We start from the raw sequence: 19,852 nt of genomic DNA on the forward strand, positions 1-19,852 counted from the left end.
CAAAGGGTTTAATCTTAAAATATATGAAAAACGCATCTATAAAAATAGCTTTATTTCTGAATTATTTTGTTTTTGCCATTTTACTAAATAGCGTTGGAACAGTAATTCTTCAAGTGCAAAGAAATTTCGATATTTCAAAAGCTGACGCTTCTATTTTAGAGGGTTTTAAAGATTTACCCATTGCCATAACTTCTTTTTTAATAGCTTCTTTTTTGCCTAAAATAGGATTAAAAAAATCAATGTTAATCAGTTTGGCTTTTGTTGCCATTATTTGTGCCGTCATGCCATTTTCTGATGCTTTTTGGTATTTCAAAATGTTGTTTTTAGTAATTGGAGTTTCTTTTGCAATGATAAAAGTTTCGGTTTTTGCTACTATTGGAATAATTACCAATAACCAAAAAGAACATGGAAGTTTTATGAATATTCTCGAAGCAATATTTATGGCTGGTGTTTTAATTGGAAATATTTTTATTAGTCAGTTTATAAATGACGGCAACCCAAAATCTAAGGAATGGCTAGTTGTATATTGGATATTATCAGCTATGTCAGTCGTGGCATTTATTCTTTTATTTTTTACAAAATTAGACGAATCGCGAGCCAAAGTCGAATCGAGATCATTAGCAAATGATTTTGCAGAAATGTTTGTTCTTGTTGTAAAACCGTTAAGTATTGTTTTTATCATTTCTATCTTTTTTTATGTAATGCTTGAACAAAGTTTTTCAACTTGGTTTCCTACTTTTTATAAAGAAATTTTGCATACACCATCTAGCATGGCTATTCAAGCTGGAGCCATTTTGGCTGGAGCCACTTTTATAGGGCGTTTGTTATCAGGATTTGTATTATTACGTGTAAAATGGATTTATTTTCTATCAATATGTTTAGCAATAATTGGTATAATTGTTTTACTTGTTTTGCCAATGGCTAAAGAAACAAAAATCGATTTGACTCAAACAACCACATGGTTTAATGCTCCACTAGTTGTGTATCTTTTACCTATTATGGGATTGTTTTTAGCGCCGATTTATCCAACCGTAAATTCCACAATTTTATCTTCTTTGCCTAAACATATGCATAGTTCAATGTCGGGCTTAATTGTTGTTTTCTCTGCTCTTGGTGGCACAACAGGTTCAATAATTACGGGTCATATTTTTGAAGCGTTTGATGGAACAACCGCATTTTATTTCTCATTAGTTCCAGTAGTTGTGATTTTTATTTCATTGTGGATTCTTTATAAAATTACTGATAAAAATGCATCAAATTAAGCTAGCTATTTCCGAAACAATTGCTCGTTTGTTAGATCAAGAAGACACAGACAACGACAAAAGAATTACCATCGAAGACAAAGGAATAAAGAAATTTAATCTTCAATCTGATAGAATGGAACTTGCTGTTGAAGGCACTTATTTTTTATCCAATTTATTGCAAGAGTTAATTTTGGCAAAAGAGAATAATTTAGATTTTATTGCTGCTGATAAGATTTTTGAACTTCCTGCCAATAGAATTAATCGAATGATTGCAGACTATTTTTGGGATGGTTTAACTCGAACTATGGACGAAAAAGGTTTAGAAAAAATCTTAACGGATTCAAAATCTAAAACTGAAAAATCGATTATTTATGTTCCTTTTACAGATAATTTTTCTTTAGAATATTATCAAAATATTGCTTCAAAATTTAATTTAAAAGTTGTGCAACTTCCGCAAAATGTAACGCCTGAGTATGTAAGTAGTATCAATGACGAAGGTGGCATTTTAGCATTAGCTTTGAAAGAAGAAAACGGCCAAATTGTTGGATTGCCTTTCGCTGTTCCAGGCGCACGTTTTAATGAAATGTATGGTTGGGATTCCTATTTTGAAAACATAGGTTTGCTTCTTGATGGAAAATTGGATTTGGCAAAAAGTATGGTCGAAAATTTTAGTTATCAAATAACGCATTACGGCAAAATTTTAAATGCCAATCGTTCCTATTATCTAACTCGAACACAACCACCATTTTTTTCAAGCATGATTAGAGAAGTTTATGAAGCAATGGCAACTAAAGATTTGGGTTGGTTAAAAACTAATCTCGAAATCGCCATAAAAGAGTACGAAACCGTTTGGATGGAAAACGGAAAACGACTTACAGAAAATGGATTGAATCGCTATTTTGCTCAAGGAATTGGCTTGCCACCTGAAACGGAACCTGGACATTATGACGAAATTTTAAAACCGTTTGCCGAAAAAGCTAATTTGACTATTCCTGAATATGAAAAACTATACTACCAACGAAAAATAGAAAATCTTGATTTAGATTCTTATTTTGTTCACGACAGAAGTGTACGCGAAAGTGGTCATGATACTAGTTACAGATTAGAAGGAATTTGTGCGTCACTAAATGCTGTTGAACTCAACGCTATGTTGTATAAATACGAAACCGATTTTGCAGAAATAATTAGAGATTATTTTGATTCTAATTTGTTTAATCATACTTCTGATAGTTGGTTTCTAAAAGCTGAGCAAAGAAAGCAACTTATAAATCAGTTTTTGTGGAACGACGAAGAAGGTTGTTTTTATGATTATAATATTGAAACCAAAAACCAAAACAAGTTTTTATCGGCAACTTCATTTTTTCCACTTTGGGCAAAAATTGCAACTCAAGAGCAAGCGGATAGAATGGTAAAAGAACATCTCCCAAAATTGGTTTGTTTAGGCGGAATTGCAGGCTGTTCAGAGGAAGCTTTGGCAGAAATTGAAGATAATCAAATGCAGCGACAATGGGATTTTCCTAATGGTTGGCCGCCGCATCAAATTATAATTTGGCAAGGTTTACAACATTACGGTTATCATGATAAAGCACAAGAATTAATCTACAGATGGCTTTGGATGATAACAAAAAACGCCTGCGATTACAATGGAACTGTTCCAGAGAAATACGATGTTGTTTTAGCTTCGCACAAGGTTTTTGCTGAGTATGGTAACCAAGGAACAGATTTCGAATATATCACCAGAGAAGGTTTTGGCTGGATGAATGCTTCTTTTCAATATGGTTTTTCTATTTTAAATGATGATTTGAAAGTAAAATTGAATGCGTTGGTTTCGCCAGCCGAGTTATTTATTGAATAATCACTTGTAATTATTTTTCTTCAAAAGAAAACTGCTAAAAGTTGTTCTTTTAACTTGATACTTTTACCTTTGTAAGTCTGAATGTAAAAAGACCACAATGAATAAATCAAGTAAGCGTAGAGAAGCTCTATTATATCACGCCAAACCAAAACCAGGTAAAATCGAAGTTGTTCCAACTAAAAAATATGCAACACAAAGAGATTTGTCGTTAGCTTATTCGCCAGGTGTTGCAGAACCTTGTTTAGAAATTGCAAAAGACGTAAATAACGTTTATAAATACACATCTAAAGGAAATCTTGTTGCAGTAATTTCTAATGGCACTGCTGTTCTAGGATTAGGTGACATTGGACCTGAAGCGTCAAAACCAGTAATGGAGGGAAAGGCGTTATTGTTTAAAATATTTGCAGACATTGATGTTTTTGACATAGAAGTCGATACTAAAAATATTGAAGAATTTATTGCTACTGTAAAAAATATTGCTCCAACTTTTGGCGGAATTAATCTAGAAGATATCAAAGCTCCAGAATCTTTCGAAATAGAAAGACGATTGGTAGAGGAATTAAATATTCCAGTAATGCATGATGATCAACACGGAACTGCAATTATATCATCGGCTGCATTATTAAATGCATTAGAATTGGCTGGGAAAAACATTGAAAATGTAAAATTAGTTGTTTCAGGTGCTGGTTCTGCAGCCTTGGCTTGTGCTAATTTGTATGTACTTCTTGGAGTAAAGCTAGAAAACATTATCATGTTTGATAGTCATGGAGTTTTATCTGATGACCGCAATGATTTATCCGATTTACAAAGAAAATACTGTAGAGGAGAAAAAGGAATCGATTTAAAACATGCACTCAAAGATGCTGATGTTTTTCTTGGACTTTCAGCAGGTAACATTCTAACTCCAGAAATGTTGTTGGAAATGGCAAATGACCCAATTGTTTTTGCAATGGCAAATCCAACTCCCGAAATTGATTATAATCTTGCTATTGCCACAAGAAAAGATATTATTATGGCAACAGGTCGCTCAGACCATCCTAATCAAGTCAATAATGTATTAGGTTTTCCATATATTTTTAGAGGTGCATTAGATGTTAGAGCTACCAAAATTAATGAAGCTATGAAGATGGCTGCAGTTAGAGCTTTAGCAGCATTAGCAAAAGAAATGGTGCCAGAGCAAGTAAATATTGCTTATGGTGAAACTAGATTAAATTTTGGTAAAGATTATATAATTCCAAAACCATTTGATCCAAGATTAATTACTATGGTTGCTCCAGCTGTTGCGAAAGCTGCAATGGAAAGCGGTGTGGCTCTAAATCCAATTACAGATTGGCAAAAATATGAAGAAGAATTATTAGAACGAATGGGTTCTGATAATAAAATGGTTCGTTTACTTACAAACAGAGCTAAAACCGATCCTAAAACAATTGTTTTTGCTGAAGCAGATCAATTAGATGTTCTAAAAGCTGCTCAAATTGTTTATGAAGAAGGAATCGGACATCCAATATTGTTAGGAAGAAAAGAAGATATTTTGGAACTTAAAGAAGAAATAGGTTTTGATGCCGATGTTCCAATTTTTGATCCAAAAACTAAAGAAGAAGATGAACGAAGACTAAGATATGCTGATATTTTCTGGAAAGATAGACAACGCAAAGGAATTTCTCTTTTAGATGCTCAAAAATGGATGCGAGAACGCAATTATTTCGCAGCTATGATGGTAAACGAAGGCGATGCAGATGCAATGGTTTCTGGTTTTTCGAGAAGTTATCCATCAGTTGTAAAACCATTAATTCAACTAATTGGAAAAGCACCCGGAATTTCTCTGATTGCTTCAACCAATATGATGATGACCAATCGTGGACCAATGTTTTTGTCTGATACCGCCATCAATCCTAATCCTTCGGCCGATGATTTGGCTAAAATTGCATTAATGACTGAAAAAACAGTTAGAATGTTTGGTGTTGAGCCTGTTATGGCGATGGTTTCGTTTTCTAATTTTGGTTCTTCAAACTATGAAAGCGCTAACAAAGTAAGAGAAGCAGTAGCTTATTTACATAAATATTATCCAGATTTAATTGTCGATGGTGAAATTCAAACCGATTTTGCTTTAAACCCTGAAATGCTTCAAAAGAAATTCCCGTTTTCTAAATTAGCTGGAAAAAAAGTAAATACCTTGATTTTCCCTAATTTGGAATCAGCAAATATCACATACAAATTATTGAAAGAGTTATACAAGGTTGATTCTATTGGTCCAATTGTTATGGGAATGGATAAACCGGTTCACATTTTCCAATTAGGAGCAAGTGTTGAAGAAATGGTAAATATGGCTGCTGTTGCTGTTGTAGATGCTCAAGAAAAACAAAAAAGAAGAAAGTAATGCTATGATTTTGAAGCAGTAAAATTGCCAATTCGACTTTTTTACTATATTTGAATCACATTTTAAAATAGTTATGATAGCACATATTCAAGGAAAATTGATTGAAAAAACACCAACTGATGTTGTAATTGATTGTAATGGTGTTGGTTATCATGTAAATATTTCTTTACACACCTATTCATTATTGCCAGCTACTGAAACAATTAAGTTGTTTACGTATCTTCAAATAAAAGAAGATGCACATACTTTATTTGGTTTTGTTGAAAAATCAGAAAGAGAAATTTTCAAAATGTTACTTTCCGTTTCCGGAATTGGAGCTAGTATTGCTAGAACAATGCTCTCTTCATTAGAACCGAAGCAAATTATTCAAGCATTAGCTGTTGGAGATATTGCAGCTATTCAATCGATAAAAGGAATTGGAAATAAAACAGCACAAAGAGCTATCTTAGATTTGAAGGATAAAGTGTTAAAAGTTTATGATTTAGACGAAGTTTCTATGTCATTAAACAATACAAATAAAGATGAAGCGTTATCTGCTTTGGAGGTTTTAGGTTTTAACAAAAAATTAGCTGAAAAGGTAATTGACAAAGTTGTTATGCAAGATCCTACCGCAACAGTAGAAACATTAATAAAACAAGCATTAAAAAATTTATAATACTTGAAAACAAATTATACAAAAAACTTCTCTATTCGATTGAAAATTAGTGCTTTTATGCTGATTTTCTTTTTTGGATTTTCTATGCAAGCACAAGTAGATGAAGAGGTTCAAGATACAGTAAAAGGGTATTCACAAGGAGCAATTCAATTAAACAATCCACCAAGTATTGTAGAAGCTTATACGTATGATCCTGTAACCGATCGTTATGTTTACACCAATTCTGTTGATGGATTTAACATCAATTATCCAATTATTTTAACACCAAAAGAATATCAGGAATTAGTAATGCGTGAATCAATGCGCGACTATTTCAAGAAAAAATCAGATGCTATTGATGGTAAAAAAGAAGGAAGTGAAGATGCCAAAAAGGATTTATTACCTAGATATTATATAAGATCAGGATTGTTTGAAACCATTTTCGGGAGTAATACAATTGATGTAAAACCAACAGGTTCTGTCGAAATTGACTTAGGAATGCGCCATACGAAACAAGACAATCCTGCTTTTTCTCCTCGAAATCGTTCTACCACAACATTCGATTTTGATCAAAGAATTAGTATGGGTTTACAAGGTAAAGTCGGTACGCGATTAAATGTAAATGCCAATTATGATACTGAGTCAACATTTGCATTTCAAAATCTTATCAAATTAGAATACGCTCCAACCGAAGATGATATTATCCAAAAAATTGAAGTCGGAAATGTGAGTTTGCCATTGAATAGTTCACTAATTCGTGGTGCTCAGAGTTTATTTGGTGTAAAGGCGCAATTGCAGTTTGGTAAAACAACTGTAACTGGGGTTTTCTCTGAACAAAAATCACAAACCAAAACGGTAACAGCACAAGGTGGCGGAACAGTTCAAGATTTTGAGATGTTCGCTTTAGATTATGATGCGGATAGACACTTTTTCTTATCGCAATATTTCAGAAATAAATATGATGGTGCTTTAAGACAGTATCCTTTTATTGATAGTAGAGTTCAAATTACCCGTGTTGAAGTATGGATAACCAATAGACAAAACCGCGTAACTACAACAAATAACAACGTTAGGAATATTGTAGCTTTACAAGATTTGGGTGAAGCACAAATAACGGGATTAAGTGATAGTGAGGTCATTTCAAATACTTCTAATGTTGTTTTCGCACCATCATCAATAGATAGCCCCGTTGATAACTCTAATAATAATTTTGATCCTAAAAAAATAGGAGAATCTGGTAGTTTGTTAAAACAAGAAGTGAGAGAGATTGCCACATTGTATAATGCTTTTAATTTTGCGGCAAATGAAGGACAGGATTATTCTAAACTTGAAAATGCTCGTAAACTTTTGCCAAATGAGTTTACATTTCATCCACAATTAGGTTATATTTCGTTACAGCAAAAGTTAGCAAACGATGAAGTTTTAGCAGTAGCTTATCAATATACGATTGGAGATGAAGTATATCAAGTAGGTGAATTTGGTAATGATGGAGTTTCGGCTACCGAAGTTGGTCCTATTGATACAACAACAGGTCAACCTTCATCAGTTACAAATCAGACTTTAATAGTTAAAATGCTTAAAAGTAGTTTGACAAATGTGAATGATCCTATATGGAACTTGATGATGAAAAATATTTATCAAATCCCTGGAGCTTATCAGCTAGAGCAAGAAGATTTTAGATTCAATATTCTTTATACTGATCCTTCACCGTTAAATTATATTACACCTGTAGTTGGTACCAATTTCCCAGCTAATCCTTCAGCTGATAATAAAGTTGCTGAAACACCATTGTTGAAAGTTTTTAATGTTGATAAATTGAATTATAATAATGATCCGCAAGCTGGTGGAGATGGGTTTTTCGATTTTCTTCAAGGATTAACTGTCGATACTCAAAATGGTAGATTAATATTTACAACAGTAGAACCTTTCGGAAAATTACTATTTGAAAAATTAAGATTAAGCGCTACAGAAGATTATAAGGAAGCAGGTGATTTAACTTCTACTTTCAATGATAATCAAAAGAAATATGTTTTTAGAAATCTATATAGAAAATCTCAAGCTGCTGCTTTACAAGAAAGTGATAAAAACAAGTTTCAACTAAGAGGAAAATTCAAATCATCTGGTGGTGACGGAATTCCAATTGGAGCTTTTAATGTTCCAAAAGGTTCTGTTGTGGTAACCGCAGGTGGAAGAGTTTTACAAGAAGGAATAGATTACAGTGTAAATTATCAAGCAGGACGAGTCCAAATTTTAGATCCTTCTTTGCAAGCATCAAATACTCCAATTCAAGTTTCTGTCGAAAACAATTCTGTTTTTGGACAACAAACGAGACGTTTTATGGGAGTTAATGTAGAACATAAATTTTCGGATAAATTTGTTTTAGGAGCAACTTATCTAAAAATGTCTGAAAGGCCATTGACACAAAAATCAAGTTACGGTCAAGAATCTGTAAATAATACCATTTTTGGAGTTAATACTAATTTTTCTACCGAAGTTCCTTTGTTAACAAGATTTGCAAATAAATTGCCAAATATTGATACTGATGTTCCTTCAAATGTTTCAGTTAGAGGTGAAGTAGCTTTCCTAAAACCAGGAACGCCAAAAGCCGATCAGTTTGAAGGAGAAGCAACTATTTATGTAGATGATTTTGAGGGCTCACAATCAACTATAGATTTGCGTTCACCACAATCATGGAATTTGTCTTCTACACCAAAGAAAGAACCAAATTCAATAAATAATACAAGTACATATCTTAATTTTGGAAGCGATGCAAGTGATATAAGTTACGGATTTAAACGTTCTAAATTAAGTTGGTACACAATCGACCCAACATTTTATGCGCAAAGACCAGGTGGTGTTTCTCCTGATGATTTATCAACCAATAGAACTAGAAGAATTTATAGTGATGAACTTTATCCAGTAACTGATATTGCAGTTGGGCAGTCACAAGTTATTAATACTTTAGATTTAACTTACTACCCAACTGAACGCGGCCCTTATAATAATAATCCAAATCCAATCGTTCCTCAACAAAATTTTGGAGGGATTACACGTTCATTAAATTCAACCAATTTTGAACAACAAAATGTAGAGTATATTCAATTTTGGATTCTTGATCCTTATACAGGAACAGGAGCGATACCAACAACCAATACTGGAAAAATTTATTTTAATCTTGGTGCAATTTCTGAAGATGTTCTTAGAGATGGTAGAAAACAATTTGAAAATGGGTTGCCTGAAGCTGGTACAAATCAACTAACGCATCCAACTATTTGGGGTAAAGTGCCTCAGTCACAATCACTAGTTTACGCATTTGATACCGAAGAGGCAAACAGAACTGTTCAAGATGTTGGTTTTGATGGTTTAACAGATGATGCCGAAGCAGCAGTTTATTCAAATTTTGCTGGAGATCCAGATCCAGCAGGAGATAATTATCAATACTTTTTATCGGCGCAAGGAAATGTTTTAGAGCGTTATAAAAACTATAATGGTACTCAAGGAAATTCACCAGTAAATGTGACCGATAATAATAGAGGTAATTCAACCGTTCCCGATGTAGAAGATCTTAACAGAGACAATACAATGGATGAAATCAATGCGTATTACGAATATAGTATTGATATTAGTGAAGGAATGGATGTTGGTGTAACTAAATATGTTACAGATGTTTTACCAGTAACTGTTACTGCTGACCGAGTGCCAAATGGTACGGCAACTACTGGAAGATGGATTCAGTTTAAAATTCCAGTTACCAATCCTGAAAGCATAATTGGAGGTATTTCTGATTTTAGATCTATCCGTTTCATGAGAATGTTCATGACTGGATTTAGTAGTGAGGTAACAGTTCGTTTTGGTTCACTTGATTTAGTAAGAGGTGAATGGAGAAGATATGACAATTCACTTGATACAAACCTAACGCCAGTTGATAACGATCCTAAAGATGACGGAACTGATTTTGATGTTCAAGCTGTAAATGTTCAAGAAAATAGTCAAAGAGCACCTATTCCTTATGTTTCGCCTCCAGGTGTTGTTAGAGAACAATTGTACAACAATAATACAGTTATTAATCAAAACGAACAATCATTAGCTTTAAGAGTTTCTGGAACAGGTTTAGAAAGTACAGATTCTAGAGCTGTTTTCAAAAACGTTAGTGTAGACATGCGTCAGTTTAAAAAACTTAAAATGTTTTTACATGCCGAATCTTTACCTGAAGAAATAGATTTGTTAGATGGTGAAATGGTTGGTTTTATCCGTTTTGGAAATGACTTTACCGAAAACTTCTATCAAGTCGAAATTCCGCTTAAAGTTTCAGATAAAAATGCCAAAACAGCAGAAGACATTTGGCCAGATGAAAATGAAATTGATCTTGAAACTGAATTGTTAACACAATTGAAAATATTATCGAAAGATCCTAGCGTGTCATTAGGACCAAACGAGATTTTTTATAAAACAAGTGCGGATGATAAATTTGCTAATTTGAAAAATCTAAGAATAGGAATTCGTGGTAATCCTAACTTTGGTTTGATAAGGACTTTAATGGTTGGTGTTAAAAATAAAACAGGCGACCCATTAGTGCCAGATAGCGGTAAAAAGTTGAAAGGGGAAGTGTGGTTTAATGAGCTTCGTCTTGCCGATCAAGATAATAAAGGAGGTATGGCTGCTGTTATGAATATTGATGCGAATATAGCCGATTTTGCAACGATTTCTGCAACAGGTAAAATGAGTACCATTGGTTTTGGAACCTTAGAGCAAGGTCCAAACGAAAGAAGTAGAGAAGATGTACAGCAATATAATATTGTATCTAATTTAAGTTTAGGTAAATTATTACCAAAAAAATGGGGTATAAATCTTCCATTTAATTATTCAATTGGTGAAGAAACGATTACTCCTCAATATGATCCTTATAATCAAGATATTAAGCTAGAACAACTAATTGATGTTACAGAAAGTCAAGCCGAAAAAGATAATATCAAAAACAGAGCTATTGATTATACTAAACGTCAAAGCATCAATTTTATAGGTGTTAAAAAAGAACGTGGAGAAAAACAAAAACAACATGTTTATGATCCTGAAAATTTGACCTTATCATATTCATATAATAAGGAAGAACGTCATAATTATGAAATTGAAAATTATATAGATCAAAAAGTAAACACTACAGTTGACTATGTATATAATTTCCAATCTAAAGCAGTTGAACCATTCAAAAAAACAAAATTTTTGAAGAAAAGTTCTTATTGGAAACTATTGAGTGATTTCAATTTTAACTATTTACCTTCTAATATTTCCTTTAGTTCTAATATTACAAGACAATATAACAAACAGCAGTTTCGACAAGTTGAGGTTGATGGAATTGGACTTGATGCTTTGTACAGAAGAAATTTCCTTTTCAATTATCAATATGGGTTTAACTATAATTTGACAAAATCTCTAAAAGTTAACTTCAATGCTTCTTCTAGCAATATTGTGCGAAATTATCTTAACGCTGCTAACGAACCTAATAATACAGTTGGAATTTGGGATGATTACTGGAATCCAGGAACTCCAAATCAGCATAATAAACAGATTGTTGTAAATTATGATTTGCCAATTAATAAAATTCCTTTCTTGAGTTTTGTAAAATCTAATTACACTTATACAGGAGATTATAGTTGGCAAAAAGCATCTCAAGCACTGTCAGAAGTTGTTGTTATTGATGATAGCAATGTAGAGAGAACATATAATTTAGGAAATACGATACAAAATGCAGGTTCACACAAACTGAATACAAGTTTTGCAATGGATAATTTTTATAAATATATTGGACTTACAAAATCGACTAAAAAAGGACCAGCTAAACAACCAACAAGCGCTCCAAAACCAGGTGAAAAAATTGTAAATAAAAATATACCAGCGCCCAATACTAATTCAATTTTCAAAGATGGACTAATTGGTCTTTTGACAAGCGTAAAAAATATACAAATTAATTATACCGAAAATAAATCAACTGTCTTACCTGGTTTTACACAAGGTTTAGGTTTCTTTGGTTCGACTAAACCAACTATCGGATTTGTTCTTGGTTCACAATCGGATATTCGTTTCGAAGCGGCAAAAATGGGCTATTTGACAAACTACCCTGATTTTAATCAAAATTTCACTCAAGTTTCTAGCAAAACGTTGAATTTTACCGCAAATGTAGATTTGTTTCCTGATTTCAAAATTGATTTTGCAGCAGACAGAACTTATGCTGATAATTTCTCTGAACAATTTGATGCTGTTGGTAATGAATACCATCCACATTCTCCTTTTACTACTGGAAACTTTGCCATTACTACAACAATGCTAAAAACTTCTTTCAAAACAAGTGACGACGTTAATTCTTCTCCTTTTGAGGATTTTAGAAATAATAGAATAATTATTGCACGTCGTTTAGCTGATAATTATTATGGTTCAACTTCTTATGCTCTTGATGCAGATGGTTATCCTTCTGGCTTTGGAAAAAATAGCCAAGCCGTTTTAATTCCCTCATTTTTGGCAGCGTATACAGGTCTTATTAGCGGAAAACAAGGGGAATCTGCCAATAAAATTTCACTAGGAACTTTTAGAGATATTCCTATTCCAAACTGGACAGTTAAGTATAGTGGTTTGATGAGATTGAAAGCATTTAAAGATAAATTCAAAAGATTTTCATTGCAAAGCGCTTATAAATCTTCTTATACTATCAACTCTTTTAGATCTAATCTTGAGTATGATAAAGCACCAGATGCAAGGGATACTGGTGGAAATTTTTTGAATAAAACAGTTATTGGAAATATCAATCTTGTTGAGCAATTTAGTCCACTAATGCGTGTTGATATGGAGTTGAAAAGCTCGGTTAAAATTTTGGCTGAAATGAAACGAGATAGAGCATTGTCGATGAGTTTTGACAATAATTTATTGACCGAAGTAAAAGGTGTTGATTATACAGTTGGGCTTGGATATAGAATAAAAGATGTGACTTTTTCAACAAAATTAGCTGATAATCCAACAGGAATTATAAAAAGTGACATTAACCTAAAAGCCGATTTTACCTATAGAAATAGTCAAACTATTGTTCGTAATTTAGACTATAATAACAACCAATTGTCAGGTGGTCAAAATATTTGGTCAGCTAAGTTCACAGCCGATTATTCATTTAGCAAGAACTTTACAGCTATTTTCTATTACGATCATTCTTTTTCTAAAGCCGTTATTTCAACTTCATTCCCAATCACTAATATTCGATCTGGATTTACTTTGAGATATAATTTTGGAAATTAAGATAAATCTATACCTTTGTCATAACATAAACACATAAAATAAAATGAACATACCAACTAATTTAAAATACACTAAAGACCACGAATGGATTTCGATTGAAGGCGATATTGCAACTGTAGGAATTACTGATTTTGCTCAAAGCGAATTGGGAGATATAGTATATGTTGAGGTTGAAACACTTGACCAAACACTTGATAAAGATGAAGTTTTTGGTACTGTTGAAGCCGTAAAAACCGTATCTGATTTATTCTTGCCACTTGCTGGTGAAATTATCGAATTTAATGACGATTTAGAAAGAAATCCGGAAGTTGTAAATTCTGATCCTTACGGAAAAGGATGGATGATAAAAGTGAAAATATCTGATGATTCTCAAATTTCTGAATTGTTAGATAGCGAAGCTTACAGCAGTTTAATAGGTGCTTAGTAAAAACAAATCATTTTTTGTTGCACTTCTATGGACGCTACTTGTAACCGTTTTAAGTCTTATAAGTATTAGAAGTTTATTAGGCTTAGGAAATAATATTCATATTGCCAATAAAGATAAAATTGTACATTTTATTTTCTATTTAGTTATGGTGATTCTTTGGATGTATTATTTCTCCAAAGTTCAAGTTGCTAATACAGGTCTAAAAATTGTTATAGGCGCTATTTTGTACGGAATAGTAATGGAGATTTGTCAAGATGTTTTTACGACTTACAGATCTGCAGATATTGTTGATGTAATTGCTAATTCTACTGGAGCTATATCAGGATTTTTTTTATACAAAATAATAAAAACTAAAAAGTAAACTATATAAAATCTCTCGTTTTGTCGAGGGATTTTTTTATTTTTACACTATCAAATACAAATGAGTATGAATGTCAAACATTATTTAGATTCAACGTATCTAAAAACAAACGAGCAAGCAGGATTATCTGAACAAGAAAACGAAAATGTAGCAAGAGATTTTATACAAGAAGCTATTGATGAAAATTTCAAGTTAATCATGATTCGTCCTGATAGAGTTGCTTTGGCAAAAAAAATGATTACCGAAGCCAATTCTAAAGTTACCATTGGAACCGTAATTGGCTTTCATCAAGGAACTGCAACCATTGAAGAAAAATTGGAAGAAGCAAATATAGCAATTCAAAATGGTGTCGATGATTTAGATTATGTTTGCAATTATACCGCTTTCAAAAATGGCGAAATTGATTTAGTGAAAAATGAAATCCTACTTGGAACAAAACTAGGATTAGACCATCATAAAATCGTAAAATGGATCATTGAAGTGGCGGCTCTGAATGATACACAAATCATCCAACTTTCAGCACTTGTCAAAAATGTGGTGATGGCTAATTTTAAAGAAGATAATTACCAAAATGTTTTCGTAAAATCGTCAACGGGTTTTTATAAAACTGATAATAATTTGCCAAATGGAGCTACAAAAGAATCTATTATACTGATGTTAGAAAACGCTTCTCCATTGCCTATAAAAGCGGCTGGTGGTGTTCGTAATTATGAAGAAGCTCTCGAAATGATAAGACTTGGTGTAAAACGTATTGGAACTTCGGCAGCAAAAGCAATTGCCAATGGTGAAGTTTCTAAAAGCGATTATTAATTTATTTCTGAACTAATTTTTTGATGAAAAAATATCTTTTATTGACTTTGCTTACTATACAGTTTGCTTTATTTGCTCAACAAAACAACAATGTAGAGCAATTTCCAGTTTTTTCTGAATGTGAAAACCTAAACGGAAATCAACTTGAGGCTTGTTTTTACTATCATGTGCAACAAAATGTGTATAGCAATTTTAAAGTTGCTGATAATTTGACGCAAAACAAGTATCAAGGCATTGTTATTGTTCTTTTTGAAGTAAATGAAAAAGGTGTTTTTAAAGTTCAATATGTTGATTCTAACGAAGCAGATTTGATTGAAGAAGCAAAACGTGTTTTTGGTTTGTTTCCAACTGTTCAACCACCAACATACAGCGGAAAACCAACGTATTCTAAATATACAGTTCGAATTGGAATTCCACTAAAAAATCCAGCCGAAATTGTAGCAGAAATTCCTGTTGAAAATCAAGCAAAAAATAATAGTTCCGAAAAAATAAAAGAAAAAGAATTCCCTGAATATGATCAAATTGTTTATAAAAAATTCAATAATCCCCAATTTGAAAGTCGCTTAAATATTCCGTTTTCACACAGTTATTATGCACAATTTGACGACGAAATGAATCAAGTTGGTACAAATAATCACACAGCTTCAAAACCATATTCGTATGCTGAAGTTTCAAAATACTACAATTTTGCAGAAAATAATAAAAAGATTTTGGTAGATGCTTCAGGCTGGTGGTCAAGAAAATTGTGGAACGAAAATACAGTCGAAATTCAAGGTGATGATTATTGGTTTACGCTTAATCCAATTCTAGATTTACAAGTTGGAAAAGCGACAGAAAAAAATGACAAAAGAACTTATGTAAATACAAGAGGAATTCAAGTGCAAGGTGGTTTAGGTAAAGAATTGAATTTTACTACAACCATTTACGAAAGTCAAGGAAGATTTGCCGATTATTTTAATCGTTATTCTCAATCCATAAAACCTTCAGGTGGAAGTCCAGCAGTAGTTCCAGGTATTGGAATTGCTAAAGAATTCAAAACAGATGCCTACGATATGCCATTGGCAGAAGCAAATTTGACATATACACCAAGTAAAATGATTAACCTTCAGTTGGGTTATGGCAGAAATTTTATTGGTGATGGATACCGTTCGCTTATTACAACAGATGGTGTTAGTCCGAATCCGTATTTCAAAATAAACACTAGTTTTTGGAAAATAAAATACACTAATACTTATACTTGGTTAAAAGATGTTCGTGCAGACGCAACAGTTGATGGAACTTATGCTAGAAAATTCATGGCAAATCATTATTTAAGTTGGAATGCAACTAAAAGATTAAATATCGGATTTTTTGAATCGGTTGTTTGGAGTAATCAAAACGATAGAGGATTTGATATGAGTTTTGTGAATCCAATTATCTTTTATCGTTCAGTTGAATTTGCATCTTCTTCAAAAAGTGGGAATGCTCTTTTAGGCGTTACTTCAAAATATAAATGGAATAATAAAATCAATTTATATGCACAGTTTTTGATTGATGAATTTGCACTTGGCGATGTCAAAGAACAAAATAAAAGTTGGAGAAACAAATTTGCCTATCAGTTAGGAGTAAAATATTATAATGCTTTTGGTGTTGAAAATTTATTGTTGCAGGCTGAATACAATCGTGTGCGTCCTTATGTGTATTCTCATAGTAATCCTTTGACAAATTATGCAAGTGTTAACCAAAGTTTAGGGCATCAATGGGGCGCAAATTTTAGCGAATTCATTGCCATAGCACGTTATCATAAAGGAAGAATTTTTGCTGATGCTAAATTAACAGCTGGAACAAGAGGCTTTGATTTTGCAAACTCTGGAGCAAATTCTAACTATGGAAGTGATATATACAGAGATTATGACCAAGATAGATTTGCAGACACAGGAGTTAAAATTGGTCAAGGAAACAAAACAACAATTTTTATTGCTGATGTTCAGGCGGGTTATCTCATCAATCCATCAACAAACTTGAAATTATTCGGAAGTCTGATTTATAGAAATTTTAATCCAACGGTTGAAACTGTTACTGTTTTTAAAGAAAACACCACTTGGTTTTCAGTAGGAATTAGAAGTGATATTTTTAATTGGTATTTTGATTATTAATAAAATTATTGGATAAATAAGTTATAGTCTAAAAGCAAGAATGATTATTCCATATAAAATTAAAAAAAATCTAAAAATCACTACTTAAAATCAATAATCTTATTTGTACTTTTGCACACCAAATAGAATACACTATTTATCAAAGTAAAAATTGGAACAAACCGCTAACTTTTCATTTAAGAATATTTTTAACGATTTTAAAGCAATCACTAAGGCTGGACTTGCCGTAAGTGTTTTGTTTTCTTCAATCGCTGGGTACTTGTTAGGTTTTGATGATGAACATCCTTTTAGTTGGTCTGTTTTAGTCATGTTAAGCATTGGTGGTTATTGCATGGTTGGAGCATCAAATGCTTTCAATCAAGTTATAGAAAAAGACCTCGATGCTTTAATGGACAGAACTAAAAATCGTCCAATTCCGGCTGGAAGAATGTCGTCAAATACAGCATTGATAATAGCAAGTTTGTTAACAATTATTGGAATAACACTATTATATGTAATCAATCCAAAATCAGCAATGTTTGGTGCGATTTCTATTTTTCTTTACACAAGTATTTATACACCTTTAAAGACAGTTACACCATTATCGGTTTTTGTTGGAGCATTTCCTGGCGCAATTCCATTTATGTTAGGTTGGGTTGCCGCTACTGGAGAATTTGGTATTGAAGCAGGAACATTGTTTTTAATTCAGTTTTTTTGGCAATTTCCTCATTTTTGGGCAATTGGATGGTTTTTATATGAAGACTATGAAAAAGCAGGTTTCTTTATGTTGCCATCAGGTAAAAAAGATAAATCTACTGCAACGCAAATAATTTTATATACATTTTGGTTATTAATAGCTTCACTTTTACCAGTTTTAGGTTATACAGGTAAATTACATATATCAATTATTTCGGCAGTTGTTGTATTTTTGCTGGGAATATGGATGCTTTTTTACGCAACTAAGCTATATCAAAACAGAACACCAAAAGCAGCAAGAACATTAATGTTAGTGAGTGTTTCCTATATAAGTTTATTACAAATAGTATATATAGTTGACAAATTTTTAAGATAATAAAAAGTTATTTATGGATACTAAAATGACCAAACAAGAGCACAAACAAAGAAGCGACAAGTCATACAAATTATTGCTTCTTTTTGCAATGTTAAGTATGACAATGATGTTCGCCGGACTAACAAGTGCATTTGTAGTAAGTAAATCAAGAACTGATTGGTTGAAGGATTTTCAAATGCCAAGCTCATTTCTTATTAGTACAATTGTGATTATTGCTTGTAGTGTTACATTTTATTTAGCTCAAAAAGCAATCAAAAAAAATAATCGAAACCTAACAACTCAGATGCTACTAGCTACTTTAGTATTGAGTATTTTCTTTATTTTCTTTCAGTTTAGAGGTTTTGATCAACTTATTCAAATGGGCTATTTTTTCACTGGAAGTCAAAGTAACATTACTACCACGTTTTTATATGTTGTAGCATTATTACACTTGGTTCATCTTTTTGGTGGCATAATTTCACTTTTAATTATAATTTATAATCATTTTAAACAAAAATACAATTCGAGTCAAACCCTTGGTATTGAGCTTGGTGCGATGTATTGGCACTTTCTCGATTTATTGTGGGTGTATTTGTTTTTGTTTTTATTTTTCTTTAAATAAGAAAAAAATGTAAATTTGGGAACTTTTTAACTAATAATTTATATGGGAGCGACAGTTACTACTGCAAACACTAACGAAAAAACTTGGGGCGGCGGAAATGAACCGATGGGAGCAAGTTATGGCAAATTGATGATGTGGTTTTTCATCTTATCAGATGCTTTAACCTTCTCAGGATTCTTGGCAGCTTATGGTTTTTCTAGATTTAAATTTATTGAAACTTGGCCTTTAGCAGATGAAGTATTTACACACTTTCCTTTTATGCATGGCGTTTCTGCACCAATGTACTATGTGGCATTGATGACTTTTATACTTATCTTTTCTTCTGTTACTATGGTACTTGCTGTTGATGCTGGTCATCAAATGAAAAAAGACAAAGTTGCTATTTACATGTTCTTAACTATTATCGGCGGATTAATCTTCGTTGGTTCGCAAGCTTGGGAATGGAAAAATTTCATCAAAGGTGAATACGGAGCAATCGAAACTAAAGGTGGAAGTTTACTTCAATTTGTTGACAAAACAGGAAAAAGAGTAGCACTATCTGAATTTGCTGCAACTTTACCAGAAGATAGAACACAACTCACAAGAAGTAGAGCGACTTGGTTTATGAATGAAGGTTCATTACCAACTTATTCTGTTGCCGAAGTTCAAGCTGGTTTTAAAGCGCATCCTGAACTTTTAGTAAGAACAGAAACCATCAGCAACGGTGACGAAGCGACTTTAAAAGATCCTAAAATTGATCAAACGCTTACTAAAAAGAAGCATAAAACTGTATTGACAAGAGCAGAATCTGAAGCTCGTTTAGCATCTGCTCATTATGTAGTTGAAGGTGCAAACCTTACTAGAAATGAATACGGAAGCAAATTATTTGCTGATTTCTTTTTCTTTATAACAGGTTTTCACGGTTTTCACGTATTTTCTGGTGTTATCATCAATATTATTATTTTCTTCAATGTTCTATTAGGAACGTATGAAAAAAGAAGAAGTTACGAAATGGTTGAAAAAGTTGGACTTTATTGGCACTTTGTCGATTTAGTATGGGTTTTCGTTTTCACATTCTTCTATTTAGTTTAATCATATAA

General features: G+C 32.5%; 12 protein-coding genes. All 12 read left to right on the top strand.

The genetic code is table 11. The annotated features are described in order from the left end of the window. The first annotated feature begins 23 nt into the window (after nt 1-23). The 12 genes from O9267_RS09210 (at nt 24) to O9267_RS09265 (ending at nt 19,844) form a co-directional block, all read left to right on the top strand. On the top strand, nt 24-1,262 hold the full coding sequence (locus O9267_RS09210; RefSeq protein WP_298178434.1) for an MFS transporter: 1,239 nt from the start codon (nt 24-26) through the stop codon (nt 1,260-1,262). Then, the gene (locus tag O9267_RS09215; protein ID WP_298178437.1) at nt 1,249-3,099 is read left to right on the top strand and encodes a trehalase family glycosidase; all 1,851 of its coding nucleotides are present in this window, start codon (nt 1,249-1,251) and stop codon (nt 3,097-3,099) included. The genes O9267_RS09210 and O9267_RS09215 overlap by 14 nt, the downstream gene beginning before the upstream one ends. Nucleotides 3,100-3,196: 97 nt before the next feature. Next, nucleotides 3,197-5,476 carry an NADP-dependent malic enzyme gene (locus O9267_RS09220; protein WP_298178440.1) on the top strand — a complete coding sequence of 760 codons (2,280 nt, stop codon included), beginning with the start codon at nt 3,197-3,199 and terminating at the stop codon, nt 5,474-5,476. A gap of 73 nt (nt 5,477-5,549) precedes the next feature. Further along, nucleotides 5,550-6,131: a Holliday junction branch migration protein RuvA gene (gene ruvA / locus O9267_RS09225; RefSeq protein WP_298178443.1), complete on the top strand. Its 582-nt coding sequence runs from the start codon at nt 5,550-5,552 to the stop codon at nt 6,129-6,131. A 57-nt stretch (nt 6,132-6,188) separates the two neighbouring features. Beyond that, the gene (gene sprA / locus O9267_RS09230; RefSeq protein ID WP_298178564.1) at nt 6,189-13,388 is read left to right on the top strand and encodes a cell surface protein SprA; all 7,200 of its coding nucleotides are present in this window, start codon (nt 6,189-6,191) and stop codon (nt 13,386-13,388) included. Between the two features lie 43 nt (nt 13,389-13,431). Beyond that, nucleotides 13,432-13,812, top strand: a complete 381-nt coding sequence (gcvH, locus tag O9267_RS09235; protein WP_298178445.1) for a glycine cleavage system protein GcvH — start codon at nt 13,432-13,434, stop codon at nt 13,810-13,812. Further along, on the top strand, nt 13,805-14,176 hold the full coding sequence (locus tag O9267_RS09240) for a VanZ family protein (RefSeq protein ID WP_298178448.1): 372 nt from the start codon (nt 13,805-13,807) through the stop codon (nt 14,174-14,176). Before gcvH ends, O9267_RS09240 begins: the two co-directional genes overlap by 8 nt. A 66-nt stretch (nt 14,177-14,242) precedes the next feature. Further along, nucleotides 14,243-14,986, top strand: coding sequence for a deoxyribose-phosphate aldolase (gene deoC / locus O9267_RS09245; protein WP_298178451.1), 744 nt, complete (start codon nt 14,243-14,245; stop codon nt 14,984-14,986). A gap of 23 nt (nt 14,987-15,009) precedes the next feature. Continuing rightward, complete coding sequence (locus tag O9267_RS09250; protein ID WP_298178452.1) at nt 15,010-17,121, top strand: gliding motility protein RemB; 2,112 nt, start codon at nt 15,010-15,012, stop codon at nt 17,119-17,121. A 151-nt stretch (nt 17,122-17,272) separates the two neighbouring features. Next, nucleotides 17,273-18,172, top strand: a complete 900-nt coding sequence (cyoE, locus tag O9267_RS09255; protein WP_298178455.1) for a heme o synthase — start codon at nt 17,273-17,275, stop codon at nt 18,170-18,172. A 13-nt stretch (nt 18,173-18,185) separates the two neighbouring features. Beyond that, complete coding sequence (locus tag O9267_RS09260; protein WP_298178457.1) at nt 18,186-18,773, top strand: cytochrome c oxidase subunit 3; 588 nt, start codon at nt 18,186-18,188, stop codon at nt 18,771-18,773. Between the two features lie 42 nt (nt 18,774-18,815). Continuing rightward, the gene (locus O9267_RS09265) at nt 18,816-19,844 is read left to right on the top strand and encodes a cytochrome c oxidase subunit 3 (protein WP_298178460.1); all 1,029 of its coding nucleotides are present in this window, start codon (nt 18,816-18,818) and stop codon (nt 19,842-19,844) included. The last annotated feature ends 8 nt before the right edge of the window (nt 19,845-19,852 follow it).

The sequence above is a fragment of the Flavobacterium sp. genome (assembly GCF_027531705.1).
Classification (GTDB): domain Bacteria; phylum Bacteroidota; class Bacteroidia; order Flavobacteriales; family Flavobacteriaceae; genus Flavobacterium.